The 25355-nt window shown below is 71.9% G+C and carries 26 protein-coding genes and 4 tRNA genes; 8 read left to right on the top strand and 22 right to left on the bottom strand.

The features are described from left to right. Positions 1–15 precede the first annotated feature (15 nt). From rplK to D1J60_RS20750, 4 genes are all read right to left on the bottom strand, one after another. Entirely contained in the window at positions 16–450 is a 435-nt protein-coding gene (rplK, locus tag D1J60_RS20765) for a 50S ribosomal protein L11 (RefSeq protein WP_125597062.1), read from the bottom strand. Between the two features lie 169 nt (positions 451–619). Further along, positions 620–1537: a transcription termination/antitermination protein NusG gene (gene nusG / locus D1J60_RS20760; protein WP_125822114.1), complete on the bottom strand. Its 918-nt coding sequence runs from the start codon at positions 1535–1537 to the stop codon at positions 620–622. Positions 1538–1621: 84 nt separating this feature from the next. Further along, positions 1622–1903 carry a preprotein translocase subunit SecE gene (secE, locus tag D1J60_RS20755; protein WP_042801552.1) on the bottom strand — a complete coding sequence of 94 codons (282 nt, stop codon included), beginning with the start codon at positions 1901–1903 and terminating at the stop codon, positions 1622–1624. Between the two features lie 105 nt (positions 1904–2008). Beyond that, positions 2009–2081 (bottom strand) — tRNA-Trp (locus D1J60_RS20750). A gap of 195 nt (positions 2082–2276) precedes the next feature. Here D1J60_RS20750 and D1J60_RS20745 point away from each other — a divergent pair. Further along, positions 2277–3503: a pyridoxal phosphate-dependent aminotransferase gene (locus D1J60_RS20745; protein ID WP_125822113.1), complete on the top strand. Its 1227-nt coding sequence runs from the start codon at positions 2277–2279 to the stop codon at positions 3501–3503. Positions 3504–3656: 153 nt separating this feature from the next. Beyond that, positions 3657–4676: an adenosine deaminase gene (locus D1J60_RS20740; protein WP_125597072.1), complete on the top strand. Its 1020-nt coding sequence runs from the start codon at positions 3657–3659 to the stop codon at positions 4674–4676. On the opposite strand, the gene D1J60_RS20735 is transcribed toward D1J60_RS20740, so the two are convergent. From D1J60_RS20735 to D1J60_RS20690, 10 genes are all read right to left on the bottom strand, one after another. Next, positions 4630–5082, bottom strand: coding sequence for a hypothetical protein (locus D1J60_RS20735; protein WP_164720934.1), 453 nt, complete (start codon positions 5080–5082; stop codon positions 4630–4632). The genes D1J60_RS20740 and D1J60_RS20735 overlap by 47 nt on opposite strands. 1 nt (position 5083) lies before the next feature. After that, positions 5084–6184: a UDP-N-acetylmuramate dehydrogenase gene (locus D1J60_RS20730; protein ID WP_277607506.1), complete on the bottom strand. Its 1101-nt coding sequence runs from the start codon at positions 6182–6184 to the stop codon at positions 5084–5086. Then, entirely contained in the window at positions 6185–6583 is a 399-nt protein-coding gene (locus tag D1J60_RS20725; protein WP_125822111.1) for a DUF3291 domain-containing protein, read from the bottom strand. A gap of 117 nt (positions 6584–6700) precedes the next feature. Beyond that, positions 6701–8173 carry a DHA2 family efflux MFS transporter permease subunit gene (locus D1J60_RS20720; protein ID WP_125822110.1) on the bottom strand — a complete coding sequence of 491 codons (1473 nt, stop codon included), beginning with the start codon at positions 8171–8173 and terminating at the stop codon, positions 6701–6703. An 82-nt stretch (positions 8174–8255) separates the two neighbouring features. Continuing rightward, positions 8256–8810 (bottom strand): TetR/AcrR family transcriptional regulator, encoded by a 555-nt coding sequence (locus D1J60_RS20715; RefSeq protein WP_125597084.1) that lies wholly within the window; start codon positions 8808–8810, stop codon positions 8256–8258. A gap of 1496 nt (positions 8811–10306) precedes the next feature. Continuing rightward, entirely contained in the window at positions 10307–10735 is a 429-nt protein-coding gene (locus D1J60_RS20710) for a MaoC family dehydratase (protein WP_125822109.1), read from the bottom strand. Between the two features lies 1 nt (position 10736). Next, positions 10737–11189 carry a MaoC family dehydratase N-terminal domain-containing protein gene (locus tag D1J60_RS20705; protein ID WP_007265874.1) on the bottom strand — a complete coding sequence of 151 codons (453 nt, stop codon included), beginning with the start codon at positions 11187–11189 and terminating at the stop codon, positions 10737–10739. Between the two features lie 220 nt (positions 11190–11409). Next, positions 11410–11574 (bottom strand): 50S ribosomal protein L33, encoded by a 165-nt coding sequence (gene rpmG / locus D1J60_RS20700; RefSeq protein WP_007265873.1) that lies wholly within the window; start codon positions 11572–11574, stop codon positions 11410–11412. A gap of 86 nt (positions 11575–11660) precedes the next feature. Then, positions 11661–11733 (bottom strand) — tRNA-Met (locus D1J60_RS20695). Positions 11734–11781: 48 nt separating this feature from the next. Further along, positions 11782–11854 (bottom strand) — tRNA-Thr (locus D1J60_RS20690). Between the two features lie 294 nt (positions 11855–12148). On the opposite strand from D1J60_RS20690, the gene D1J60_RS20685 reads away from it, so the two are divergent. Both D1J60_RS20685 and D1J60_RS20680 read left to right on the top strand, forming a co-directional pair. Then, positions 12149–13414, top strand: a complete 1266-nt coding sequence (locus D1J60_RS20685; RefSeq protein WP_206436549.1) for an amidohydrolase family protein — start codon at positions 12149–12151, stop codon at positions 13412–13414. A gap of 54 nt (positions 13415–13468) precedes the next feature. Next, positions 13469–14125, top strand: a complete 657-nt coding sequence (locus D1J60_RS20680) for an SDR family oxidoreductase (RefSeq protein ID WP_125598618.1) — start codon at positions 13469–13471, stop codon at positions 14123–14125. Positions 14126–14180: 55 nt separating this feature from the next. Here the strand turns inward: D1J60_RS20680 and D1J60_RS20675 are convergent, their stop codons facing one another. Continuing rightward, the gene (locus D1J60_RS20675; RefSeq protein WP_125822108.1) at positions 14181–14621 is read right to left on the bottom strand and encodes a DUF3574 domain-containing protein; all 441 of its coding nucleotides are present in this window, start codon (positions 14619–14621) and stop codon (positions 14181–14183) included. 106 nt (positions 14622–14727) lie between these two features. Here D1J60_RS20675 and D1J60_RS20670 point away from each other — a divergent pair, with 106 nt between their 5' ends. Next, positions 14728–15237 (top strand): hypothetical protein, encoded by a 510-nt coding sequence (locus D1J60_RS20670; RefSeq protein WP_125822107.1) that lies wholly within the window; start codon positions 14728–14730, stop codon positions 15235–15237. A gap of 101 nt (positions 15238–15338) precedes the next feature. Here D1J60_RS20670 and D1J60_RS20665 read toward each other — a convergent pair. After that, positions 15339–15420 (bottom strand) — tRNA-Tyr (locus D1J60_RS20665). A gap of 204 nt (positions 15421–15624) precedes the next feature. Here D1J60_RS20665 and D1J60_RS20660 point away from each other — a divergent pair. The 3 genes from D1J60_RS20660 (at position 15625) to D1J60_RS20650 (ending at position 19141) form a co-directional block, all read left to right on the top strand. Next, positions 15625–16113, top strand: coding sequence for a YajQ family cyclic di-GMP-binding protein (locus D1J60_RS20660; protein WP_007265868.1), 489 nt, complete (start codon positions 15625–15627; stop codon positions 16111–16113). A 255-nt stretch (positions 16114–16368) separates the two neighbouring features. Next, positions 16369–17796, top strand: a complete 1428-nt coding sequence (locus D1J60_RS20655) for a SulP family inorganic anion transporter (protein ID WP_125822106.1) — start codon at positions 16369–16371, stop codon at positions 17794–17796. A 100-nt stretch (positions 17797–17896) separates the two neighbouring features. Next, positions 17897–19141, top strand: a complete 1245-nt coding sequence (locus tag D1J60_RS20650; RefSeq protein WP_125822105.1) for an APC family permease — start codon at positions 17897–17899, stop codon at positions 19139–19141. On the opposite strand, the gene D1J60_RS20645 is transcribed toward D1J60_RS20650, so the two are convergent. From D1J60_RS20645 to D1J60_RS20620, 6 genes are all read right to left on the bottom strand, one after another. Continuing rightward, positions 19119–19646 (bottom strand): SMI1/KNR4 family protein, encoded by a 528-nt coding sequence (locus D1J60_RS20645; protein ID WP_164720933.1) that lies wholly within the window; start codon positions 19644–19646, stop codon positions 19119–19121. The genes D1J60_RS20650 and D1J60_RS20645 overlap by 23 nt on opposite strands. 50 nt (positions 19647–19696) lie before the next feature. Then, a complete protein-coding gene (locus D1J60_RS20640) occupies positions 19697–20782 on the bottom strand; it encodes a barstar family protein (protein ID WP_125822104.1) in 1086 nt (361 codons plus the stop codon). After that, positions 20779–21171, bottom strand: a complete 393-nt coding sequence (locus tag D1J60_RS20635; RefSeq protein WP_125822103.1) for a YccF domain-containing protein — start codon at positions 21169–21171, stop codon at positions 20779–20781. The genes D1J60_RS20640 and D1J60_RS20635 overlap by 4 nt, the downstream gene beginning before the upstream one ends. Then, complete coding sequence (gene htpX / locus D1J60_RS20630) at positions 21168–22031, bottom strand: zinc metalloprotease HtpX (RefSeq protein ID WP_125598598.1); 864 nt, start codon at positions 22029–22031, stop codon at positions 21168–21170. The genes D1J60_RS20635 and htpX overlap by 4 nt, the downstream gene beginning before the upstream one ends. Positions 22032–22254: 223 nt before the next feature. Then, the gene (locus D1J60_RS20625; RefSeq protein WP_125822102.1) at positions 22255–23799 is read right to left on the bottom strand and encodes an NADH-quinone oxidoreductase subunit N; all 1545 of its coding nucleotides are present in this window, start codon (positions 23797–23799) and stop codon (positions 22255–22257) included. Further along, the gene (locus D1J60_RS20620) at positions 23796–25349 is read right to left on the bottom strand and encodes an NADH-quinone oxidoreductase subunit M (RefSeq protein WP_125824121.1); all 1554 of its coding nucleotides are present in this window, start codon (positions 25347–25349) and stop codon (positions 23796–23798) included. Before D1J60_RS20620 ends, D1J60_RS20625 begins: the two co-directional genes overlap by 4 nt. Between the last annotated feature and the right edge of the window lie 6 nt (positions 25350–25355).

The following is a 25355-nucleotide window of genomic DNA, read 5'->3' as shown; positions in this document are numbered from 1 at the left end:
ACTGCGGGGGCTGGATCAGCCCTCGATCGTGATACCCATCGAACGGGCGGTGCCGGCGATGATCTTCTCGGCGGCGTCGATGTCGTTCGCGTTGAGGTCGGGCATCTTGATCGTGGCGATCTCGCGGACCTGGTCACGCGTGAGCTTCGCGACCTTGGTCTTGTGCGGCTCGCCAGAGCCCTTCTCGATGCCGGCGCTCTTCAGGATGAGGCGCGCGGCCGGCGGCGTCTTGGTGATGAAGGTGAAGGAGCGGTCCTCGTAGACCGTGATCTCCACCGGCACGACCATGCCACGCTGCGACTCGGTCGCGGCGTTGTAGGCCTTGCAGAACTCCATGATGTTGACGCCGTGCTGACCGAGCGCGGGGCCGACCGGCGGAGCCGGGTTGGCCGCACCGGCCTTGATCTGGAGCTTGATAAGCCCCGTGACCTTCTTCTTCTTGGGAGGCATTGCTCTTCTCTCCGGGTCCTAGTGAGAGTTTTCAGCCGTCCGTCCGGTCATCCGGATGGAGGCATACCGCACCACGATAACGGGTATGGGTGCGGGGCTAAAAACCGAGCAGGTCAGACCGCCCTTTACGGGCTGGTCTGACCTGTTTCGGAAGCTTTGAATCCGAAGATCAGTTCTTCTGGATCTGGTCGAAGCTCAGCTCGACCGGGGTCTCGCGGCCGAAGATCTCGACGAGGCCCTTGACCTTCTTCGAGTCCGGGTTGATCTCGTTGATCGTCGCCTGGAGCGTGGCGAACGGGCCGTCGGTGACGGTGACCGAGTCGCCGACCTCGAAGTCCAGGACCTCGATGGTGCGCTTGACGGCGGGCGCGGGCAGGCCGGCCTCTTCCGCGGCCTGCTTGGCGGCCTTCTCCTGCGCCTCGGGGGCGAGCATCTTGACGATCTCGTCGAGGGTCAGCGGGTACGGGTCGTACGCGTTGCCGACGAAGCCGGTGACGCCCGGGGTGTTGCGGACGACGCCCCAGGACTCGTTCGTCAGATCCATGCGGACGAGAACGTAACCGGGCAGCTTGTTCTGCCGGACGTTCTTGCGCTCGCCGTTCTTGATCTGGACGATCTCTTCCTCGGGCACCTCGGCCTGGTAGATGAACTCCTCGACGTTCAGCGAGACGGCGCGCTGCTCCAGGTTGGCCTTCACGCGCTTCTCGTAGCCCGCGTAGGTGTGGATCACGTACCACTCGCCGGGCAGCAGGCGCAGCTCGTCGCGCAGGGCCTGGATGGGGTCGACGGGCTCGGCGGGCTCGGCCGGGGCGGCCTCCTCGGCGGCCTCGTCCTCGGTCTCGACGTCGGCGTCGTCCTCGGCCTCGATGTCGCCCTCGTCCTCGGCGTCCTCGTCGGCGTCCTCGTCAGCCTCGGCGTCGACCTCGTCCTCGACGTGGAGCGCGGCTTCCTCGGCGGCGATGCCGGCCTCGGCGTCGGCGAGCTCGACCTCGTCGGGGTCCACGGCGTCTGCAGCCTCGACGATGTCGAGCTGGTCCTCGACGGACTCGACGGAGTCGTGGCTCGCGTTCAGGTTCGGGTCAGACACGGTGGCTGCTTCTTCCTGGATACAAAAGGTGGTGGAACATGCGAAAAAAGGCGGCACCCATCAAGGCGCCGCCCTCCGCGGGGATCAGCCGAAGACGAACTTGATGGCTTCCTGGAACCCATAGTCAATCACGGTCACCAGACCGATCATGATGACGACGAAGACAATCACCACGGTGGTGTACGTCGAGAGCTGGTTACGGGTGGGCCATACGACCTTGCGGAGCTCCGCGACGATCTGGCGGTAGAACAGCGCGAGCCGGCCCAGGGGGCCCTTCTTTCCGCGCTTGCCGCCCTTGCGGGCCTTCTTCTCGCGAGTGTCGCTGTCGGCGTCAGGCATGTCGATGGAGCCCAGGGCGTCCGTCACGTCTCTCACCTGAATCCGGGTCGTGGCCGTAGCCGCGCCCGGTTGCGCCGCACGGCGTTGCATCGAAGTACGTACCTGCGCACACGTCCGAGAAGGAGTGTGAAGCAGGGCCGGAGGGACTCGAACCCCCAACCGCTGGTTTTGGAGACCAGTGCTCTACCAATTGAGCTACGACCCTTTGTTGCGTTCCCCAACCTACCGCATCCGAGCGGGTGCACGGAGTGCTCACGCTCTGGGGCGGCTGTTGAGGACCAACGACAGGTGAGTGTACGTGGTCCGGGCCCTGACGTCGAACAGAAGACATCCGGATCTGCTCCGTCCGGTAACTGAAACGTTGTGCGGGGCTTCTCGGCCGTCTGGGACGATTGGCCCCATGACCTCTGCAACGCCTTCCTCCGAGCGCCGGGTGTCTGCCCGCATCGGCGCCATCTCCGAGTCCGCCACCCTCGCCGTCGACGCCAAGGCCAAGGCCCTCAAGGCCGCCGGGCGCCCGGTGATCGGCTTCGGCGCGGGCGAGCCCGACTTCCCAACGCCGGACTACATCGTCGAGGCGGCGGTCGAGGCCTGCCGCGACCCCAGGTTCCACCGCTACACGCCCGCCGGCGGCCTGCCCGAGCTGAAGAAGGCCATCGCCGCCAAGACGCTGCGCGACTCCGGCTACGAGATCGACGCCTCCCAGGTCCTGGTGACCAACGGCGGCAAGCAGGCCATCTACGAGGCCTTCGCCGCGATCCTCGACCCGGGCGACGAGGTCATCGTCCCCGCCCCCTACTGGACCACCTACCCGGAGTCGATCCGCCTCGCCGGCGGCGTCCCGGTCGAGGTCGTCGCCGACGAGACCACCGGCTACCGCGTCTCCGTCGAGCAGCTGGAGGCCGCGCGCACCGAGCGCACCAAGGTCGTCCTGTTCGTCTCCCCCTCCAACCCGACCGGCGCGGTCTACAGCGAGGACGACGCGAAGGCGATCGGCGAGTGGGCCGCCGAGCACGGCCTGTGGGTCCTGACGGACGAGATCTACGAGCACCTCGTCTACGGCGACGCGAAGTTCACCTCGCTGCCCGTCCTGGTCCCGGCCCTGCGCGACAAGTGCATCATCGTCAACGGCGTCGCCAAGACGTACGCCATGACGGGCTGGCGCGTGGGCTGGGTCATCGCCCCGCAGGACGTCATCAAGGCCGCGACCAACCTCCAGTCGCACGCCACCTCCAACGTCTCCAACGTGGCCCAGGTCGCCGCGCTGGCCGCCGTCTCGGGCAACCTGGACGCCGTCGCCGAGATGCGCAAGGCCTTCGACCGCCGCCGCCAGACCATGGTGAGGATGCTCAACGAGATCGACGGCGTCTTCTGCCCGACCCCCGAGGGCGCGTTCTACGCGTACCCGTCGGTCAAGGAGCTGCTCGGCAAGGAGATCCGCGGCAAGCGCCCGCAGACCTCCGTCGAGCTGGCCGCGCTGATCCTGGACGAGGCCGAGGTCGCGGTCGTCCCGGGCGAGGCCTTCGGCACCCCGGGCTACCTGCGCCTGTCCTACGCCCTGGGCGACGAGGACCTGGTCGAGGGCGTCTCCCGCGTCCAGAAGCTCCTGGCGGAGGCCAAGGCGTAGGCCTGCGGCGGTTCCCGCGTACGGAGCGGCGTCACCCGGCGGGTGGCGCCGCTCCGGCGTTCGCGGCCCCGCCGGCGTCGGATTCACGTTCGGGCAACGTCCCGTTCAGGTAATCCGCTGCCAATCGGGTGACCGATGCGGCAGGATCACCAGATGGAGCACGTACGCGATCTCACGCTTCTGCCGAAGGCCCACCTCCACCTGCACTTCACGGGCTCGATGCGCCCGTCGACCCTGCTGGAGCTCGCCGACAAGTACGGCGTCCGCCTCCCCGACGCCCTGACCGGCGGGGAGCCGCCCAAGCTGCGCGCCACGGACGAGCGCGGCTGGTTCCGCTTCCAGCGGCTGTACGACGCCGCCCGCAACTGCCTGCGCGAGCCCGAGGACATCCAGCGGCTGGTCCGCGAGGCGGCCGAGGAGGACGTCCGGGACGGCAGCGGCTGGCTGGAGATCCAGGTCGACCCCACCTCCTACGCACCCCTCCTCGGCGGGATGATCCCGGCCGTCGAGGTCATCCTCGACGCCGTCGACAGCGCCTCCCGCGAGACCGGACTCGGCATGCGGGTCCTGATCGCCGCGAACCGTATGAAGCACCCCCTCGACGCCCGCACCCTGGCCCGCCTCGCCGTCCGCTACGCCGACCGCGGCATCGTCGGTTTCGGGCTCTCCAACGACGAGCGCCGCGGCATGGCACGCGACTTCGACCGCGCCTTCGCCATCGCCCGCGAGGGCGGCCTGCTGGCGGCCCCGCACGGCGGCGAGCTGACCGGCCCCTCCTCCGTCCGCGACTGCCTCGACGACCTGCACGCCGCCCGCATCGGGCACGGCGTACGGGCCGCCGAGGACCCCCGGCTGCTGAAGCGGCTCGCCGACCGGCAGATCACCTGCGAGGTCTGCCCGGCCTCCAACGTCGCCCTCGGCGTGTACGAGCGGCCCGAGGACGTGCCGCTGCGGACCCTCTTCGAGGCCGGGGTGCCGATGGCGCTGGGCGCGGACGATCCGCTGCTCTTCGGGTCACGGCTCGCGGCCCAGTACGAGATCGCGCGCCGCCACCACGCCTTCACGGACGCGGAGCTCGCCGAGCTGGCCCGTCAGTCGGTACGGGGGTCGGCCGCGCCGGATGAGGTCAAGGCGAAGCTCCTGGACGGGATCGAGCACTGGTTGGCCGGGTGAGCCGCAGGTCGCCCTCGTGGCAGTCGGCCCGGACCCGGTGACCGCCGGGGAAGCCGATCTCCAGGTGGGTGCGCCCCTGCTCGGGCAGCGCGAACTCGGCGACCGATTCGACGGTCTGGCCGAGGTGGTCCAGGAAGGGGTGCTCGCCGAGGTCCTCGCCGACCTCGATCCGGCCCCACTCCCCCAGGTCGTACGGCTCGTGCGGCTCGGCGCGCTCGACGATGAGGCACTGGTCGGACCCGGTGGTGATGCGCGTGCACTCGCCGACGCTGTCGATCAGCCAGACGTCGAGCGGTGCCTCGGAGCGCTCGCCTTCGCAGATGTGCCAGGACGCGACGACCCGGCGGATCTCGCGCCCCACCAGCCGTGTGGGGTCCGTACCGGCCCCGTGCAGGGGGCAGTGCATGTCAGAGGTCGACGCCGACCGTCACGGGCTCGTTGACGAGGGTGACGCCGAAGGCAGCGTGGACTCCCGCGACGACCTCCCGGGCGAGGGTCAGCAGGTCCTCGGTGGTGGCCGCGCCCCGGTTGGTGAGGGCGAGGGTGTGCTTGGTGGAGATGCGGGCGGGGCCGGTGCCGTAGCCCTTGGTGAAGCCGGCCTTGTCGATCAGCCAGGCCGCGCTGGTCTTCGTACGGCCCTCGCCGGCCGGGTAGGCGGGCGGGGCGGTCTCGACGCCGAGGCGGTCCTGGACGCGGACCAGGAAGGCGGCGTAGGCCTCGTCGGTCAGGATCGGGTTGTGGAAGAAGGAGCCGGCGGACCAGGTGTCGTGGTCGGCGGGGTCCAGGACCATGCCCTTGCCGGCGCGCAGGCGCAGTACGGTCTCGCGGGCGAGGGCGGCCGGGACGCGGTCGCCGGCCTCGACGCCGAGGGCGCGGGCCGTCTCGGGGTACTTGATGGGGGCGGAGAGGCCGCCCGCGTCCTCCAGGGCGAAGCGGACGCGCAGGACGACGTAGCGGTCGGGCTGGTCCTTGAAGGTGCTGTTGCGGTACCGGAAGGCGCACTCGGCGGCGGTCAGGGTGACCGTCTCGCCGGTGGTGCGGTCGTAGGCGACGACCTCGGTGATGGTGTCGCGGACTTCCTGGCCGTACGCGCCCACGTTCTGGATCGGGGTGGCGCCGGCCGAGCCCGGGATCCCGGCGAGGCACTCGATGCCGGCGAGCCCGGCCTCGACGGTGCGGGCGACGGCGTCGGACCAGTTCTCGCCGGCGGCGAGCTCCAGGGTGGTGCCGTCGAGGCTGAAGCCGGTGGTGGCGATGCGCAGGGCGGTTCCGGCGAAGCCCTGGTCCGCGATGACCAGGTTGCTGCCGCCGCCGATGACCAGGAGCGGGGTACCGCTCTCGTCCGCGGCGCGCACGGTTTCGACCACTTCGGCGTCGGTGGTCGCGGTGACCAGCCGGGCCGCGGGGCCGCCGAGGCGGAAGGTGGTCAGCGGGGCGAGGGGGGCGTCGTGGAGTTCCTGCACGTGGACAAGAGTACGGTCCGTCCCCCTCGCATCCCGGCGGGGCACTCAGTAGCCCTGCTTCCGCTCCGCCAGCCGGCGCTCGGCCTCGTCCCAGGTGAGGGGGAGTTCGCAGGCCGGGACGGTCCAGAAGGTGAAGGCGGATTCCTTCATGTGGGCGCTTGCGGCGCGGGAGCTGGAGCGGTGCGGCTCGCTGCGGGCGAAGCGGTAGAGCGCGTCCCGGTCCTCCCAGGCGGAGAGGGTGAGGAAGGTCCGGCCCAGGACGCGGGCCCGCAGGGCCGCGCCGTGGGCGCCGGGGGCCTTGCGGATCTGGCGGATGATGCCGGGCGCCTTGAGGAAGAACCGGACGGCGCCGAGGAGCGTGGCGGTCTCGAAGCGGGAGGCCATGACGTAGACCTCGGCGCCGGGGGCGGCCTGGGTGGGCGTGAGCCAGGGGATGTCGGGCATGACGGGGTCTCCTTCGCACGCGGCGTCAGGGGGGCTCATCTTCTCTGCGGGTAGTACGTGTGCGGGCGGGGCACGTACGGGTGGGGCGTGTGCGGGTGGTGCATGCGCGCTCCTGGATCAGCCGACGCGGACCGGCGTGGGGGCGGCGGCGGCCGGAGCCTGCGCCGGTGCCTCATCCGCCGGGGCCTGCGCCGTGGGTGCGGCGATCTCGGCCTTGCGCGGGAGCAGCAGGGCGAGGGCGGAGGCCACGGCCAGGACGGCCGCGCCGATCCACAGGGCGGGGACGGTGCCGTCGGTGAAGGCCTGCGGGGTCTCGTAGCCGCCCTGGGCGGAGAAGACGGAGGCCAGGACCGCGACGCCGAGGGCGCCGCCGACCTCGCGCAGGGCGTTGTTGGCGCCGGAGGCCTTGCCCTGGTCGGCGGTGGACACCGTGGACATCAGCAGGTTGCCGGCGGGGGCGAAGAACAGGGACATGCCGATCCCGCTCAGGACGAGCGCCGGAAGCTGGGCGGCGTACGAGAGGTCCGTGCTCAGGATCATGGCGAACCAGCCGAGGCCGATGGCCTGGAGCGCCAGACCGGCGACGACGACGGGGCGGCCGCCGATCCGGTCGGACAGCACCCCGCCGATCGGGGCGACGATGACGGCCATCCCGGTCCAGGGGAGCATGCGCAGACCGGCCTCGGCGGGCGAGTAGCCGACGACGCCCTGGAGGAACTGGCTGAGCAGGAAGATCGAGCCGAACATGCCCAGGTACATCATCAGGCTGGCGATGTTGATCCCGAAGAAGCCCCGGTCACGGAAGAGCCGCATGGGCAGCATGGCGTTGGCGCTGCGGAAGCCGTGGCCCACGAAGCCCGCGATGAGGACGCCGCCGGCGATGAGGGAGGTCAGGACGGTGGCGTTGGTCCAACCGTGGATGTTGGCGTTGACCAGGCCGTAGACGATGCCGAAGAGGCCGCCGCTGATCAGGAGGGTGCCGGGGAGGTCGAGGCGGGAGTTCGGGGCGGTGGACTCGGCGAGGCGCAGCCGGGAGAGCGGGATCACGGCGAGGCCGATGGGCACGTTCAGCCAGAAGATCCACTGCCAGGAGATGTGCTCGGTGATGCTGCCTCCGACGAGGGGCCCGGTGGCGACGGCCAGTCCGCTCACGGCTCCGTAGATCCCCAGGGCCACGCCCCGCCGGGCGGCGGGAACGGCGGCGGTGAGCAGGGTGAGGCTGAGCGGCATCATGATCGCCGCGCCCACGCCCTGCACGGCCCGGGCGGCGATGAGCTGGTCGATCCCGGACGACATGGCGCCGGCGGCGGACGCGCCGGTGAAGACGGCGAGCCCGGCGATGAAGAGCCGGCGCCGGCCGAAGCGGTCGCCGAGGGCGGAGCCGAACATCAGCAGGACGGCGAAGGTGAGCGTGTAGGCGTTCACCGTCCACTCCAGGTCCTCCAGCCCGCCGCCGAGGTCGGCGCGGATGGCGGGGAGGGCGGTGGTGACGACGAGGTTGTCGAGGGCGGCCATGAAGCTGGCGGCGCCCGTGAGGACTAGGGCCCAGATCGCGGGCCTGCTGAGCTTCGTCTCGGCTGGCTGGTTCACGGGTTCCCCCCTGGGGGTTGTTAGTTATTACTGACTAACTTTGGCGGGCAAAAAAAGACGGCGGAGCCGTCAGGGGCGGGGGTCAGCACTCGGGACTCGCCGAGGGGAACCCCTCCCAGATGCGATGACTGGGCGGGAAGCCCATCGCGGTGAGGGTGTTGATGAGCATTCCGTAGGCCATGAAGGTGGTCGTCTCGTTGGCGTCCCCGCCGAGCGGGGCCATGACGGTGTCCCAGAGTTCCAGCCAGCCGGCACGCACCAGCTCGCCGAACTCCGAGTCGCCGGCCGCTTCGGCGGACGCGACGGTGACGTACATCTGGAGCTGCATCTGGACGACCTGCGGGTCGTCGGCGATGTGCTTGCTGTAGGCGGCGGACATGGCGTGGAGGGCGTCCTCGCCCCCGAGCCCGTCGGCGGCCTGCGCGAACACCTCGCGGGTCCGCTCCATACAGCGGGCCGCCGCCGCGAGGAAGATGGCCTGCTTGCTGGGGAACAGCCGGAAGAGGTACGGCTGCGAAACCCCGACCCGCTTGGCGATCGCCTCGGTGGAGGTCCCGTAGTAGCCGCCGCAGGCGAACTCCACGATCGCCGCGCGAATGACGCTCTCGCGCCGCTCGTCCGCACTCATCCTTGCCATGGCAGTAAGTTAGTACTCAATCACTAACCAAGTCAAGGGGGGGGTGCGGCGGGGTGCCGGGGGGGGCGGGGGCCGGGGGCCGGGGGCCGGGGGCCGGGGGCCGGGGGCCGGGGGCCGGGGGCGGAGTCGTGGCGGGGCGGTCTCAGAGCTGGTTGGGGGCTTCCCGTCAGTCCCATCGTCCTTCCGGTTCGGGCCGGCCCGTCAAGGGCGCTCCTTCGTCGCGTCGCTACGCGATGGCCTTCGGCCACCCTTGACCGACCGACCCGCCCCGGAAAGCCGAAAGACTGCCGGGAAACCCCCAAAGAAACGGCACGGACGATCCTTGGAGGGGCGGGTCCCTCAGGGACCAGGCGAGGGGCCGGGCGCCGGCCCGCCCGACATCCGCCCCCCACGTCCGTGATCCCGGGCCAGGAGCGCGACTACCCGCGCGAGAAGACGACCAGAGCAGCCCAGGGAGCCGACAGGCGCGTCAGACCGCTACGCGCTCCCCATTTCTCAGCGTCCGACGACCGTCTTGGGCTGGTACCCGCACGCGAGGACGAACAGAGCCACCCAGGGATCCGACGGGCGCGAGAGATCGCTACGCGCTCCTCCCGGCTTGGCGTCTGGCGGCCGTCTGGGGCTGGGATGGGGCAGAAAAGGGCGGACGTAGTCCTTCGAGGGGCGAATTTCCCGCCCCCCAGGGCCTCTGGCGGCTTGCCGGAGTCTGCGGATGTCTCTTTCGCCCGCAGACTCCGACAGAGAGCCATCCACCCCCCACAACAGACCCCCATAAAGGGGCAAAAGGGGTGATGAGGTCTTCTGTATGGCCTATGACCGGCCCAAGACAGCCGATAGCCGACAGCCGTCGGCCGCCGGCCGCCGGCCGCCGAGATCAGAGAAGCGCGTAGCGATCTGCCGCGCCCATGACCCTGCCAGGGCCGATCTGCTCGTCCTCTTGTGCGGGTATGCGGGTATCAGCCCAAGGCGGGCGCCGGACGCCAAGCAGGGAGGAGCGCGTAGCGATCTGCTGCGCCTGGACGCTCCCCTGGCCGCCCTGTTCGTCCTCTGGTGCAGGTATCAGCCCAGGACGGTCGTCGGACGCCATGCCAGCAGGAGCGCGTAGCGATCTGACGCGCCCGTCGGACCCCTGGGCTGCTCTGGTCGTCTTCTCGTGCGGGCTGTCGCGCCCCTGGCCCGGAATCTGGACTCTTGAGGCCCCGGATGTCGAGCGGGCCTGCCCCCGGCCCCTCGCCTCGGCACTGAGGGACCCGCTCCCCCAAGGATCATCCGTCCCGTTTCTTTGGGGGTTTCCCGGCAGTCTTTCGGCTTTCCGGTTCGGGACGGCCTGTCAAGGGTCGCCGAAGGCGATCACGAAGTGACGCGACGAAGGAGCGCCCTTGACAGGCCGGCCCGAACCGGAAGGACGATGAGACTGACGGGAAACCCCCAACCCGCTCAGAGACCGCCCGAGGGGGTACCGCTCCCCTGCCCCCGCCCCGGCACCCCCGCCCCCCTCAAGCCAGCCGCACCACCGCGCGGGACATGCCCAGGACCTTCTGGCCGGCGCTGAGTGCCGTCAGGTCGACCCGTACGCGGTTGTCCTCCAGCTTGGCGGCGACCTTCGCGGTGACCTCGATCAGCGCGCCCTGGTCGTCGTTCGGGACCACGACCGGCTTGGTGAAGCGGACGCCGTACTCGACGACCGCGCCCGGGTCGCCCGCCCAGTCGGTCACGACGCGGATCGCCTCGGCCATGGTGAACATGCCGTGGGCGATCACGTCCGGCAGTCCGACCTCCTTGGCGAACTTCTCGTTCCAGTGGATCGGGTTGAAGTCACCCGAGGCACCGGCGTAGCGGACGAGCGTGGCGCGGGTCACGGGGAAGGACGCCGCCGGGAGCTCGGTGCCGACCTCGACGTCGGCGTAGTGGATCTGCGCGGTCATCTCAGGCCTCCTCGGGGGCGCGGGACACGAGCTTGGTCCACGCCGTCACCACGTGCTCGCCGGACTCGTCGTGGACTTCGCCGCGGATGTCGATGATGTCGTTGCCGGCGAGCGACTTCACGGCCTCGATGGTGGAGGTCACGGTGAGCCGGTCACCCGCCCGCACGGGGCGGACGTACGCGAACTTCTGGTCGCCGTGCACGACGCGGCTGTAGTCCAGGCCCAGCTGCGGGTCCTCGATGACCTGGCCGGCGGCCGCGAAGGTGATGGCGAACACGAAGGTCGGCGGGGCGATCACGTCCTGGTGGCCAAACGCCTTGGCGGCTTCGGGGTCGGTGTAGACGGGATTCTCGTCACCCACCGCGACCGCGAATTCGCGGATCTTCTCCCGGCCGACCTCGTACGGCTCGGTGGGCGGGTAGGTCCGCCCCACGAAGGTCTGATCGAGGGCCATGGCTCACTGCCTCCTGTTGCTGTTTCAGGGACACGCTTGGACACGTTGCACGGACAGGGTGAAGGGGCGCGCTCGCAGGCGGCACGAATCGATTCTCCGGCCGCGCGCGGGGTGGCGTACCGCACACCTGATCAAGATCTGGTGCGGAAACGACACGAGGCCGCCCCCATTGAAGGGGACGACCTCATGACGGTGCCTATATTGGAGACTTCGCCAGTGACTAGCGGGTCTCGCGGTGCGCGGTGTGCGAGTTGCAGCGCGGGCAGTGCTTCTTCATCTCCATGCGGTCCGGGTTGTTACGCCGGTTCTTCTTGGTGATGTAGTTCCGCTCCTTGCACTCCACGCAGGCCAGCGTGATCTTCGGGCGGACGTCGGTGGCAGCCACGTGAGTGCTCCTTGACGGATTGGGACGGATGAACGCATAAAAGAGTAGCCGATCGGGAGACCGACCCCGCAATCGGCTACTGGGTGTAGCGGCGACCGGACTTGAACCGGTGACACAGCGATTATGAGCCGCTTGCTCTACCGACTGAGCTACGCCGCTTTGATGAGATCCGTTCCCCACCCGAGGGTGGGGAACCTCTCTCACCAGAGCCCCAATGCGGAATCGAACCGCAGACCTTCTCCTTACCATGGAGACGCTCTACCGACTGAGCTATTGGGGCGAGCGAGGAAGACATTACACGGTTGCCAGCCGATCGCCCAAATCCTTTGGGGCGCCTGGGCTCCGAAGCGCCCGCCCGTCCATTCCACGGGGCTTCCGGGCCTCCCCGGGCCCGGAAAACGGCCCGTTTGTGCCCGGGGTCACACTCCGGCCCTCCCCGGCCACACCGGTACGACTATTGCGCTCCTCCGCGAACCCGGGACCCCCGCGCCCTAGGCTCGGAGCACGCTGCGTGATCTTGGGCCGCCGGCTGCGGCCACGGCACAGGAACCGCCCGAGCCACCGCAGGAGCGCGATGTCCGACAGCCAGCCGCAGCAGCCCTCCCCGTCCCCGCGCAACCCCGTCGGCGGACCCGCCGCCGAGGCCACGGGGCTCCTGCTCACCGGGGCCCGGCTCACCGACGGCCGGACCGTCGACGTCCGGCTCAGCGGCGGCCGCATCCAGGCCGTGGGCACCGCGGGCAGCCTGCCCGCCCCCGCCCTGTCGCGCGTCGACCTGCGCGGCTACCTGCTCCTGCCCGCCCCCGCCGAGCCGCACGCCCACGGGGACACCGCGCTGACCGCAGACGGCGAGGGGCCGGTCTCGTACGCCCCCGACGAGGTGCAGCGCCGCGCCACCGAGGCGGCCCTGCTCCAGCTCGGCCACGGCGCCACCGCGGTGCGCTCCCACGTCCGGATCGGCGACGTGCACGGGCTGGGGCCCATGGAGGCCGTCCTCCAGGCCCGCCGCTCCCTGCGCGGGCTGGCGGACCTGACGGCGGTGGCGGTGCCCCGGCTGCTGACCGGGGTGGCGGGCGCGGACGGGCTCGCCATGCTGCGCGACGCCGTGAAGATGGGCGCCTCGGTGATCGGCGGCTGTCCGGACCTCGACCCCGACCCGACGGGCTTCCTGGAGGCGGTCCTGGAGCTGGCCGCGGAGCACGGCTGCCCGGTGGACCTGCACACCGACGGTGACGACCCGGGCCGGCTGGCCCGGCTGGCGGCCATGGCCGGGGGGCTGCGGCCCGGGGTGACCGTCGGCCCGTGCGGCGGTCTGTCCCGGCTCCCGCTGGACTCGGCCACCCGCGCGGCCGACCGGCTCGCCGCCGCCGGCGTACGCGTCACCTGCCTGCCGCAGGGCGACTGCGCGGCCCTGGAGCGCCGCGGGCTGCGCACGGCCCCCGTCCGCCTGCTGCGCTCGGCCGGGGTCCGTGTGGCCGCCGGCAGCGGGGCGCTGCGGGACGCCGGGAACCCGGTGGGCCGGGGTGATCCGCTGGAAGCGGCGTACCTGCTGGCCTCGCAGGGCGGCCTGCGCGCGGCCGAGGCCTACGAGGCGGTCAGTGCCGCCGCGAGGGAGGCGATGGGGCTGCCGGAGGTGCGGGTGGAGGCCGGCTTCCCGGCGGAGCTGCTGGCCGTGCGCGGCGACCGGATCGCGGGGGTGCTGTCGCTGGCGTACAGCCGCATCGTGATCCACCGGGGGCGGGTGGTAGCCCGTACGAGTGCCGTGCGGGAGTACTGCGACTCGGCCGTGGCGGTGGCCCTGGACCTGCCTCGGCAGGGCCGTACGGAGCCGGGACCGTAGTGCGTCGCGGGGCGTTCGCGGGCGGGGGCGGCCGGGCCGTCGTACGGTCGGGGCATGCGCATCGTCATCGCGGGTGGACACGGTCGGATCGCGCTGCGGCTGGAGCGTCTGCTCGCCGCGCGCGGGTACGAGGTCGCGGGCATCATCCGTGATCCGGAGCAGGGCGGCGACCTGCGGGAGGCCGGTGCCGAACCGGTGCTGTGCGACCTGGAGTCGGCTTCGGTCGAGCACGTCGCGGGGATCCTGCAGGGCGCGGACGTGGCGGTGTTCGCCGCCGGTGCCGGTCCCGGCAGCGGTGCGGCGCGCAAGGAGACCGTGGACCGGGACGCGGCGGTGCTGTTCGCCGACGCCGCCGAACGGGCTCGGGTGCGCCGCTTCCTGATGGTCTCCACGAGGGGTGCCGACCCGCGGCACGGGGGCGAGGAGGTCTTCGACGTGTACCTGCGGGCGAAGGGGGACGCGGACGCCCATCTGCGGACCCGGCTGGGCCTGGAGTGGACGGTGCTGCGGCCGGGTCAGCTGACGGACGAGCCCGGTACGGGGCTGGTGCGGCTGGAGGCGGACACGGGCCGGGGGCTCGTGCCGCGCGACGACGTGGCGGCGGTGCTGGCGGAGCTGGTCGAGACTCCGGCGACGGCGGGGCTGACGCTGGAGCTCGTCTCGGGCTCGGCCCCGGTCTCGGTGGCCGTGAAGGACGTGGCGGGCAACTGACGCGGGGTACGGCGGGCGGGTTGCGGGGCGCGGGACGCGGCGGGCCGAGCGGCAGTCAGAAACCGGCCTGCACCTCGCCGTCGACGCGGCGGACGGCGTGCCGGCGGAACTGCTTCTCGTACTGCCGGCGGATCCGTTCGACGCGGGTGCCGCGCTCGTCGGCCTCGGTACGGGGGTAGAGCAGCACGACCTCGTAGCCGGGCTCGCGGACGACGGCGCCGTCGTCGCCGAGCCTCTGGCCGTACGCGTCGCGCAGGGTGAGACCTTCGGGGAAGGCGGGGGTGACCTCGCGGTCGAGGAACCGGGTGAACTCCCCTTTGGCGACGGGTTCCCGGCCGTCGGGGCGCTGTGCGGCGAAGTACAGGCGGGTCTCCCGGTAGGGCTCGCCCGTGTCGCCGTGGAGGGCGGCTCCGACGAGGGCGGGGATGCCGGCGCCGAGCAGGGTGAGGAGTACGCCGCCTCCGGCTTTGCCGCGTTTGTCCGAAGTCCATGTCATGCCCCGTGAAACGACCGGCCGACCGCTTCGGTGCGCGGCGGGGGGCCGATAGGGTCACCCCGAAATCGGCCGCAGGGGGCGGCCGTACGGGGTTCCGGGGTGCGGCATGGGCGACGGCGAGTGGCGCGTCAGCGCGGCGGAGGGCGGCCGGCTCGCGGCGCGGTGGTGGCGGTGGGCCCTGTCCGCGCCGGACGAGGAGAGTCCGGTGGGGGACACGACGGGCGCGTACGCCGGGTGGCGTCAGCCCCGGGACGTGTGGTTCCTGGCGGGGACCTACGGTGGCCGGGTGGTGCGCCGGTGCAGCATCCCGTCGGGGCGGCCGCTGTTCTTCCCGGTGCTGAACACCGAGCGGGCGGCGGTGCCGTTCCTGACCCGGCCGTGGCGGCTGGAGGTGGCCCGGGCCTCGGCGGCCCTGAACAGCTCTCCGCTGGAGTTGCGCGAGTTCTCCTCGAAGCCCTTCCCGCTGCGGGGGCTGCCGCACGTGGCCTGGGGGTTGTGGTGCGCCCTCGAACCCCTCCCGCCGGGCCAGTTCGTCCTGGAGGTGGAGGCGGCGGCGGCGAACGGCTTCTGGATCGACACGACCTACCACCTGACGGTCACCCCGCCCGGCCCCTGAGCGCCCCGGTCCGGCGCGGCCGGGTACGGGGTGCGGGTCGTGGTATGCGAAGAAACCCCCGTCCACTGCGTTTCCGCAGATGAACGGGGGTTCCACTCGCGTGGCGGCGCCAGGATTCGAACCTGGGTAGGCTAAGCCGACGGATTTACAGTCCGCTCCCATTGGCCACTCGGGCACACCGCCATGGGATGTCGCCCGGGTTCCTCCGCCTTTCGGCGTCGCTCCCTGGCAACGACGTAAACGATACCCGATGCTCGGGGGTGGTTCGCCACCGGATTGATCAGCGCCCCACGTGGGCGTGGTGGCTAGGCTTTGCGGAGCGGTCCGGGGATGTCCGGCCGCGGCCCTCCGGGGCCCATCACAGCCGACTTCAAGGAGCCACAGCACATGGCCGACTCCAGTTTCGACATCGTCTCGAAGGTCGAGCGGCAGGAGGTCGACAACGCCCTCAACCAGGCCGCCAAGGAACTCTCGCAGCGCTACGACTTCAAGGGCACCGGCGCCACCATCGCCTGGTCCGGCGACAAGATCCTCATGGAGGCGGTCTCCGAGGAGCGCGTCAAGGCCGTCCTCGACGTGTTCGAGACCAAGCTGGTCAAGCGCGGGATCTCGCTGAAGGCGCTGGACGCCGGCGAGCCGCAGCTGTCCGGCAAGGAGTACAAGATCTTCGCGTCGATCGAGGAGGGCATCTCCCAGGAGAACGCCAAGAAGGTCGCGAAGATCATCCGGGACGAGGGCCCCAAGGGCGTCAAGGCCCAGGTCCAGGGCGAGGAGCTGCGCGTCAGCTCCAAGAGCCGTGACGACCTCCAGGCCGTCCAGGCCCTCCTCAAGGGCAAGGAACTGGACTTCGCGATCCAGTTCGTGAACTACCGCTGAACCACCGCTGAGGCGCACGAGCGTCACTGAGGGACCCGTGGGGCACAACGGGGGCGGATCGCCGGAGCACCGGCGGCCGCCCGCGTTGTGCCCTTCGTCATGCGCGCCACGGATGCCCGGCGGGGAGCGCAAGGTGTGTGCGGGGCGTGAGCGGCGCGTGCTCCTGCCCGGCCTCCCGGTGGTGACTGGGCGGGGGCCGATGCGCCCACCACGCTGGGTGACACATCCATCAGCGCGTGACGAGGGGGTTCCCGCATGCCCGGGGCCGGCAATTTCCGAGCGGACTTCGGCGCGTCCGTCGTCGTCGCGCTGGTGGCGCTTCCGCTCTGTGTCGGGGTGGCCGTCGCCTCGGGCGTACCGGCCGAGCTGGGGATCGTCACCGGGGTGGTCGGCGGGCTGGTCACCGGCTGGTTCCGTGGCAGCGCCCTCCAGGTCAGCGGTCCCGCGGCCGGGCTGACCGTGCTGGTCTACGAGGCCGTGCGGGGTTACGGCCTGGCCGCCCTCGGGGTGCTGGTGCTGGCCGCCGGGGTGCTCCAGCTGGGCATGGGGGTGCTGCGGCTGGGGCGGTGGTTCCGGGCGATCTCGGTCGCCGTGGTGCACGGGATGCTGGCGGGGATCGGGCTCGTGCTGATCGCCGGGCAGCTCTACGCCGTGGGCGGGGTGGAGGCTCCCGGCCAGACCCTGGCCAAGGTGGCCACGGTGCACGAGCTGGGGGCGCGGGCCGACTGGGCCGCCGTGGCGCTGGGTGCGGGGACCATCGCCGTCCTGGTGCTCTGGCGCCGGGTGCCGGCCCGGGCACGGCTGGTGCCGGGCGCGCTGGTCGCGGTGGCGGCGGCCACCGTCGTGGCCGCGGTGCTGCGGCTGCCCGTCGAGCGGGTCCGGGTGACGGGGGTGCTGGACGCGGTGGCGCCGCCGGGATGGTCGGGCTTCGGGGTGCTGGGGTCGGTCGGAGCGGTCGGGACGGTGGTCGCGCTCGCGCTGATCGCCTCCGCCGAGACCCTCTTCAGCGCCGCGGCCGTGGACCGGATGCACGACGGTCCGCGCACCGACTACGACCGGGAGCTGGTGGCGCAGGGCATCGGGAACGCCGCGTGCGGGCTGCTCGGGGCACTGCCGATGACCGCCGTGATCGTGCGCAGCTCGGCGAACGTGGAGGCCGGGGCCCGTACCCGGGCGGCGCGGATCATGCACGGCGGCTGGCTGCTGCTGTTCGCGGTGGCGTTTCCGCAGCTGCTGGAGGTGGTCCCGCTGGCGGCGCTCGCCGGGGTGCTGCTGCACGCGGGCTGGAAGCTGCTGCCGGCCCGGGCGGTGGCGACGCTGTGGCGCAGCCACCGGGGCGAGGCGGTGGTCCTGTTGGTGACGGCCGTCTCGATCGTGGCCACCAGCCTCTTCGAGGGGGTGCTGATCGGGCTGGGCCTGGCGGTGGCCAAGGCGGCCTGGGAGACCTCGCACGTGCACATCGAGGAGGCGTGGGAGGGCGACGCGCTGTGCGTCCGGATCGTGGGGAACGCCAGTTTCCTGCGGTTGCCGAAGCTGCTGGACGCGTTGGAGGCGCTGCCGCACGGGCCGTCGGTGCGGCTGGACCTGAGCGGGCTGCGGCACCTGGACCACGCCTGCCTGACCGCCCTGGAGGGGTGGGAGCGGGCGCGCATGCCGCTTCCCGGCCGGGAGGGCGTCAGCTAGGGCGGCCCCGGACCGCCATCCGGACCGCCGCCCGGGCCGTCATGCGGCCGCCATCCGGACCGCCATCCGGGCCGCCGTCCGGCCCGGGTAGCCTCCGCCCGTGAGCAACGAGCTGAAGCGCAGCCTGGGGGTTTCCGACGCCGTCGTGGTCGGGCTCGGCGCGATGGTCGGCGCGGGGATCTTCGCCGCCCTCGCCCCGGCGGCGCGGGCGGCGGGCGGCGGGCTGCTCGCGGCCCTCTCGGTGGCGGCCCTGGTGGCGTACTGCAACGCCTGGTCCTCGGCCCGGCTGGCCGCCCGCTATCCGGCCTCCGGCGGGACCTACGTCTACGGCCGCGAGCGGCTCGGCCCGTTCTGGGGGTACCTGGCCGGCTGGGGTTTCGTGGTCGGCAAGACGGCCTCCTGCGCGGCGATGGCGCTGACCGTCGGGGCGTACGTGTGGCCGGGGCGGCAGCACGCGGTGGCCGTCGCGGCGGTGGTGGCGCTGACCGCCGCGGGCTACGGCGGGGTGCAGAAGTCGGCCCGGATCGCCCGGCTGATCGTGGCGGCGGTACTGGCGGTGCTGGCCGGGGTCGTCGTGGCGTGCCTGACCTCCGGTGCGGCGGATCCGGGGGCGCTGACCGGCGGGGAGTGGGATGCGGCCGGGCTGTTGCAGGGGGCGGGGCTGCTGTTCTTCGCCTTCGCGGGCTACGCCCGGATCACCACCCTGGGCGAGGAGGTGCGTGATCCGGAGCGCACGATCCCGCGCGCGGTGCCGCTCGCGCTGGGGATCGCGCTGCTGGTGTACGCCGCCGTGACGGTGGCGGCCCTCTCGGTGCTCGGCAGCGACGGGCTGGCGGCGTCGGCCGCCCCGCTGGCCGACGCGGTGCGGGCGGCCGGGTGGCCCGGACTTTCCCCCGTGGTCCGGGCGGGCGCGGCGCTGGCGGCGCTGGGCTCTCTGCTGGCCCTCGTGCTCGGGGTGTCGCGCACGGTCCTGGCGATGGCCCGGGACGGCCATCTGCCGCGCGCGCTGGCGGCCGTACATCCCCGGCATCAGGTGCCGCACCACGCGGAGCTCGCGGTGGGTGCGGTCGTGGCGGTGCTCGCGGCCACCGCCGATCTGCGGGGCGCGATCGGGTTCTCCTCGTTCGGAGTGCTGGTCTACTACGCGATCGCGAACGCTTCCGCGTGGACGCTCGGTTCAGCTGTCAAGGACCGGGCCGTGGCAGCGGTGGGGCTGTCCGGCTGTGTGGTGCTGGCGTGTGCGCTGCCCCTCGCGTCGGCGGTGTCGGGGGCCGGGGTGCTGGCGGTGGGCGCGCTGGTCTACGCGGTGCGGCGGGGTGCGCTCAGGCCGCGCACCGGGAGCTGAACTCCGCCCAGGGGGACAGGTCCATCTCGTCCTCGTCCCATTCCTCTTCGTCGCGGAACCAGCCGGTTCCGTCGAGCCAGTCGCGCAGCCAGTCGGCCAGGCTCGGGGACTTGTGGTACCAAGCGAGTTCGCGATCCCCGGGGTTCGGCTCGAAGAGCAGGATCCGGGCGGTCTCGGAGCGGCAGTCCACGCAGGCGGACATGGCGCAGCCCAGGTCGGCTATCGGCAGGACGCCCTCTGGCCAGCCCCAGTCGGACGCGCGGCCGGCCTCGTACTCCGCTATGACCTGACGCAGGGGCAGCAGGCCGTATTCGGGGCCGAATCCGCCGTCGCCGACGCGCGTGTAGAGCGCGGCGAGGAGGGGCGGCAGGGCGAAGCCCAGGGCCCGTTCGGCCCGTTCGGTCTCGTCGTCCCGCAGGGGTGCGGGGAGGGGCTTGCCGCGCCCGCGCGCGGAGTCCCGTACCCGGTCGGTGACTTGCTTCAGCAACTGCTCGGTTTCGTTCATGTGTTCATGGTGACGCACCCCGCTGACAGCCGCCCGGGCCTGTGGACAACTCAGGCGAGGACGACCTCGACGCCCTCTTCTTCCAGGAAGGCGAGGAGGTCGTGGAAGGTGGCCGAGTGCCAGACGAGCGGCTGGAGGCCGAGGCTGCGGCGGGCCACCTCGTGGTCGTGCCAGACGAGCGTGAAGGGGCGCCTGGCTCCGAAGCCTCCGCACAGCGCGTCCGCGACGCCGTTCAGGCAGCGGCCGAAGTAGCCTCCCGGGCCGTTGACCGCCTCGCCGAGGGCGCAGAAGAAGCCCTCCGTGTCGGTGACGAACCGCCCGTCGAGGCGGTAGGTGCCTCCGGCGGGCCGGTCCGGGCCCTCCATGTGCGCCAGGGCCGGGTCCAGCCACAGCTCACGGCCGGTGCCGTCGAAGGGCGCCCACAGGTTGGGGACGGCCGGACGGCCTTCGCGCCACAGCGGCCAGATGTCGGCGACGACGGGCGGCTGCGGCTCCATGTGGACGGTCAGGTCGTACAGGCCCGGCCCACGTGCCGAGGGCTGCCAGTCGACGACGTGCGGGTGTCCCGCCCCTGCGAGGAGCCCGCCCGACGCGTCCAGCGCGTCCAGGTGCCGGTACCGGAGCGGCCGGCCCTGCCGGCCCTCCAGCACGTCCAGCAGCGGTCCCCGCACCTCGCAGCCGAGGAGGCGCACCACATGCGGTGGAGGCTCTTCAACGGCCGTCGCCTCGGCGAGCTCCTGGAAGTGGCCCAGGAGCCGGTCCTCATGGTCCGACAGGCTGAAGCCCACGGCGGCAGCAGAACCCGCCGGGTGGGGTGGCTGGTGATCGGAGCGGACGGCCTCGACGGTGACGTCCTGCCGCGATGCGCCGCGGGCGCGGGTGGTGAGCACGCGGGCGAGCTCCAGGTACCACTCACGTGTGGGTGCGCCGTCCTCGTGGAGCGGTTTCACCACGAGGAATCCGAGCGCGGCCGGCATCTCGTGCTCCGCGGTGAAGCCGCGCAGCTCGTACCGCCGCCGCACCGGCTCCGGCGGGTCGGCGAAGAGGTTCTCGGCGTCCTCGCACAGCGCCCAGAGCTGTTCGTCCTCGTGGTCGTCGTCCTCGCCCCACAGGGCGAAGCGGGTGCCGGCCGTCACCGGGAGGCGAAGGGGGCGTCCGTGGGGACGATCTCGCGGCCCAGGGGAAGGAGGGAGAGGGGGACCATCTTGAAGTTGGCGAGGCCGAAGGGGATGCCGATGATCGTGACGCAGAGGGCGAGGCCGGTGACGATGTGGCCGAGGGCCAGCCACCAGCCGGACAGGAGCAGCCACAGGACGTTGCCGACGCAGGACGGTGCGCCCGCGTCGTGGCGTTCGACCGTGGTGTAGCCGAAGGGCCAGAGGGCGTAGACGGCTATGCGGAAGGCGGCTATCCCGAAGGGGATGCCGATGATGGTGATGCAGAGGATCAGGCCGGCGACGCAGTAGCCGAGGAAGAGCCAGATCCCGCTGAGCACGAGCCAAATGATGTTGAGGATGGTTTTCACCGGCTGTGTCCTGCCATCTGTTCGAGCCGGGCGATGCGCTCGGCCATCGGCGGGTGGGTCGAGAACATCCTGGAGAGCCCCTGGCCGGGCCGGAAGGGGTTGGCGATCATCATGTGGCTCGCCGTCTCCAGGCGGGGCTCGGGGGGCAGCGGGAGCTGCTTGGTGCCGGCGTCGAGCTTGCGCAGGGCGCCGGCCAGGGCGAGCGGGTCTCCGGTGAGCTGGGCGCCGGAGGCGTCGGCCTCGTATTCGCGCGAGCGGCTGATGGCGAGCTGGATCACGGACGCGGCCAGCGGGCCGAGGATCATGATCAGCAGCATGCCGAAGATGCCGGGTCCCTCGTCGTCGTCGGAGCGGCCCACGGGGATCAGCCAGGCGAAGTTCACCAGGAACATGATCACGGAGGCGAGGGCTCCGGCGACGGACGAGATGAGGATGTCGCGGTTGTAGACGTGGCTCAGCTCGTGCCCGATGACCCCGCGCAGTTCGCGCTCGTCGAGGATGCGCAGGATGCCCTCGGTGCAGCAGACGGCGGCGTTGCGCGGGTTGCGGCCCGTCGCGAAGGCGTTGGGCGCCTCGGTCGGGGAGATGTAGAGCCGGGGCATGGGCTGGCGCGCGGAAGTGGAGAGCTCGCGCACCATGCGGTAGAGCTCGGGGGCCTCGAACTCGCTCACGGGGCGGGCGCGCATCGCGCGTAGAGCCAGCTTGTCGCTGTTCCAGTACGCGTAGGCGTTCGTCCCCAGGGCGACGAGGACGGCGACTATCAGGCCGCCCCGTCCGAAGAAGCTTCCGATGACGATGATGAGTGCGGACATCCCGCCGAGGAGTACGGCGGTCTTCAGCCCGTTGTGCCGGCGGTGCACGGTACGCCCTCCAAGTGGTGCGGCAGGGGAGCCCCGTCGTGGATCTGAGGGTCTTCGGTCCAGTGGACCCTCCCTTCCTGGTCAACGCGAGGTGGCGGCGTCTGGTTCCCGGGGCACGGCGCGGCCGCCGCCCCGGTGGCACGGGCCGGGGGGCGGCGGCGGGGGTTGCGCCGTACGGGTGAGTCCCGCGGAGGGAGCTGCCGTGGGGGCACGGCCGGACGGGCTACAGGGGGAAGAGGCTGCCCTCGGCGAAGCGCAGGACGAGCTGCGGGGCGCCCGAGAGGACGAGGGCGGTCACGGCGGTGAGGGCGATGGCGGCCGCGACGGGCCAGGGCGCCCCGGTGGGGGCGGACGCGTCCGCGGCCGCCCCGGTCCCCGGCTGCGGGGTGCGGAACAGGAGGGCGGTCCAGCGCAGGTAGTAGTACAGGGCGACGACGACGTTGACGGCCATGAGCACGGCCAGCCAGCCGAGGCCCGCGTCCACGGCCGAGCGGAAGACGGCGACCTTGGCGAAGAGGCCGATGACGCCCGGCGGCAGTCCGGCGAGGCAGAGCAGGAAGAAGGCCATCGCCAGGGCGGCGGCGGGGCGCTGCGCGTACAGGCCGCGGTAGTCGCTGATCCGGTGCTGCGGCTTCGTACGGGCCACGAGGGCGGCCACGGCGAAGGCGCCGAGGTTCACGGCCGCGTACATGAGCGCGTAGGCGACGGTGGAGCCGATCTGGTCGCGGTCGGTGTACGCGGCCGCGGCGATCGGGATCAGGAGGTAGCCGGCCTGGCCGACGGAGGACCAGGCGAGGAGGCGTACGGCGCTGTGCGCCCGGTCGGCGGACTGGCGCAGGGCGGCGGCGTTGCCGAGGGTCATGGTGAGCGCGGCGAGGACGGCCAGGGCCGGGCCCCAGACGTCGGAGTACGCGGGGAAGGCGATCACCGTGACGAGGATGAGGCCGGTGAAGCCGACGGCCTTGCCGATCACCGAGAGGTAGCCGGCGACGGGCAGGGGGGCGCCGACGTAGGTGTCGGGGACCCAGAAGTGGAAGGGGACGGCCGCGGTCTTGAAGGCGAAGCCGACGAGGGTGAGCGCGACACCCGCCATGGCGAGGGTGTCGAGCTGCCCGGGTACCCCTTCGAGCCGTCCCGCGACCTGCGACAGGTGCAGGGAGCCGGTGGCGGCGTAGACGAAGCTGACGCCCATCAGGGAGACGGCGGTGGCGGTGACGGAGGACAGGAAGAACTTGAGGGCGGCCTCGGAGGAGAGCCGGTCGCCGCGGCGCATGCCGACGAGGGCGAAGGCGGGCAGCGAGGCCACTTCGAGGGCGACGATCAGGGTGGCGAGGTCGCGGGAGGCGGGCAGCAGGGCGGCGCCGGCGGCGGAGGACAGCAGCAGGAACCAGTACTCGCCGGCCGGGGTGCGCGCGTCACGGACGGCCGTGACCGACAGCAGGGCGGTGACCAGGGCTCCGGCCAGCACCAGGAACTGCACGACGAGCGCGAAGTGGTCGGCGGTGTAGCTGCAGGCGGCCGGGTCGCCGGTGAGGCAGAAGGTGGAGCGGTCGCCGGCGCGCAGCGGGAGCAGGAAGGCGGTCGCGGCGGCCAGGGCGGCCACGGAGATCCAGCCGAGGACCGGCTTGCGGGCCTCGGACACGAACAGGTCCGCGACCAGGACGAGCACGGCGACGGCGGCGGTGATGACCACGGGCGCGATCGCGAGCCAGTCGACGGACTGGACGAGGCTGGGGGTGTCGGCGGCGAGGACCGTGGCGGCCGTCATGCGTTGCCTCCTGCGAGGAGCTTCTGTACGGCCGGGTCGGTGAGGCCGAGGAGGACCGCCGGCCAGAGGCCGGCGAGGACGGTGAGGGCGACGAGCGGGGTCCAGGCGGCGAACTCGTAGTGCCGGACGTCGGCGACGGTGATCTCGGGGCCGGCCTTCGGGTCGCCCATGCAGACGCGCCGTACGACGATCAGCAGGTAGGCGGCGGTGAGGAGGGTGCCGAACGCGCCGACGGCCATGTAGGTGAGGAAGGCGGGACGGGAGAGTCCCTCGGCCGGGTCGAAGGCGCCGAAGAGGGCCAGCATCTCGCCCCAGAAGCCGGCGAGGCCGGGCAGGCCGAGGGAGGCGACGGCGGCGAAGGCCAGGAGGGCGCCGAGGCGGGGGGCGCGGCCGTAGAGGGCGCCGCCGGTGGCTCCGGCGAGGGTGTCGAGGTCGCTGCTGCCGTAGCGGTCCTTGAGGGCGCCCACGAGGAAGAAGAGGAGGCCGGTGATGAGGCCGTGGGCGATGTTGGCGAAGAGCGCGCCGTTGACCCCGGTGGGGGTCATGGAGGCGATGCCGAGGAGGACGAAGCCCATGTGGCCGACGGAGGAGTACGCGATGAGGCGCTTGAGGTCGCCCTTGCCGTTCCTGCGGGTCAGCGCGAGGCAGGCGAGTGATCCGTAGACGATGCCGACGGCGGCGAAGGCGCCCAGGTAGGGGGCGAGGGTGTGCATGCCGTCGGGGGTGACGGGCAGCAGGATGCGGACGAACCCGTAGGTGCCCATCTTCAGCATGACGCCGGCGAGGAGCACGGAGCCCACGGTGGGGGCGGCGGTGTGGGCGTCGGGCAGCCAGGAGTGCAGCGGCCACATCGGGGTCTTCACGGCGAGGCCGATGCCGATGGCGAGGACGGCCAGGAGCTGGGTGGTGTGGCTCAGTCCGCGCCCGTTGTCAGAGGCGAGTGCCACCATGTCGAAAGTGCCGCTGTTCAGGCCGATCAGCAGTAGTCCGAGGAGCATGACCACGGAGCCGAGGAGGGTGTAGAGGATGAACTTCCAGGCGGCGGCCTGCCGCTGAGCACCGCCCCAGCGGGCGATGAGGAAGTACATCGGGATGAGGACCGTCTCGAAGGCGAGGAAGAACAGCATCAGGTCGAGGACGGCGAAGGTCGCCAGGGTGCCGGCCTCGAGGACGAGCAGCAGTGCCACGAAGGCCTTCGGGGAGGGGCCTTCGGGGAGCTTGAAGTAGCTGTACACCGCGCAGAGGAAGAACAGCAGCGCGGTCATCAGGAGGAGGGGGAGCGAGATGCCGTCGATGCCGAGGTGGATCCGGATGTTCAGCGCCGGGATCCAGCTGATGTCCGTCGTCGCCTGGAAGCGGGACGGGGCGTCGTGGTCGAAGCCCAGGGTGAGGGCGACGGCCGCGGCGAGGACGACTCCGGTGACGGTGACGCCGTGGCGGAGCACGGCCTGTTCGGGGCTCCTGCCCTTGAGGCCGGGCGGGGCCGGCAGGAGGGCCGCGACGGCGCCGAGGAGCGGTGCGGCCACGGTGAACGCCAGAAGGAACTGCATCACGGA

The organism is Streptomyces sp. W1SF4 (assembly GCF_003950035.1).
GTDB classification, from domain to species: domain Bacteria; phylum Actinomycetota; class Actinomycetes; order Streptomycetales; family Streptomycetaceae; genus Streptomyces; species Streptomyces racemochromogenes.
Note: the sequence above shows the minus strand (reverse complement) of the source record. Positions and strands in the feature narration are given on the sequence as shown.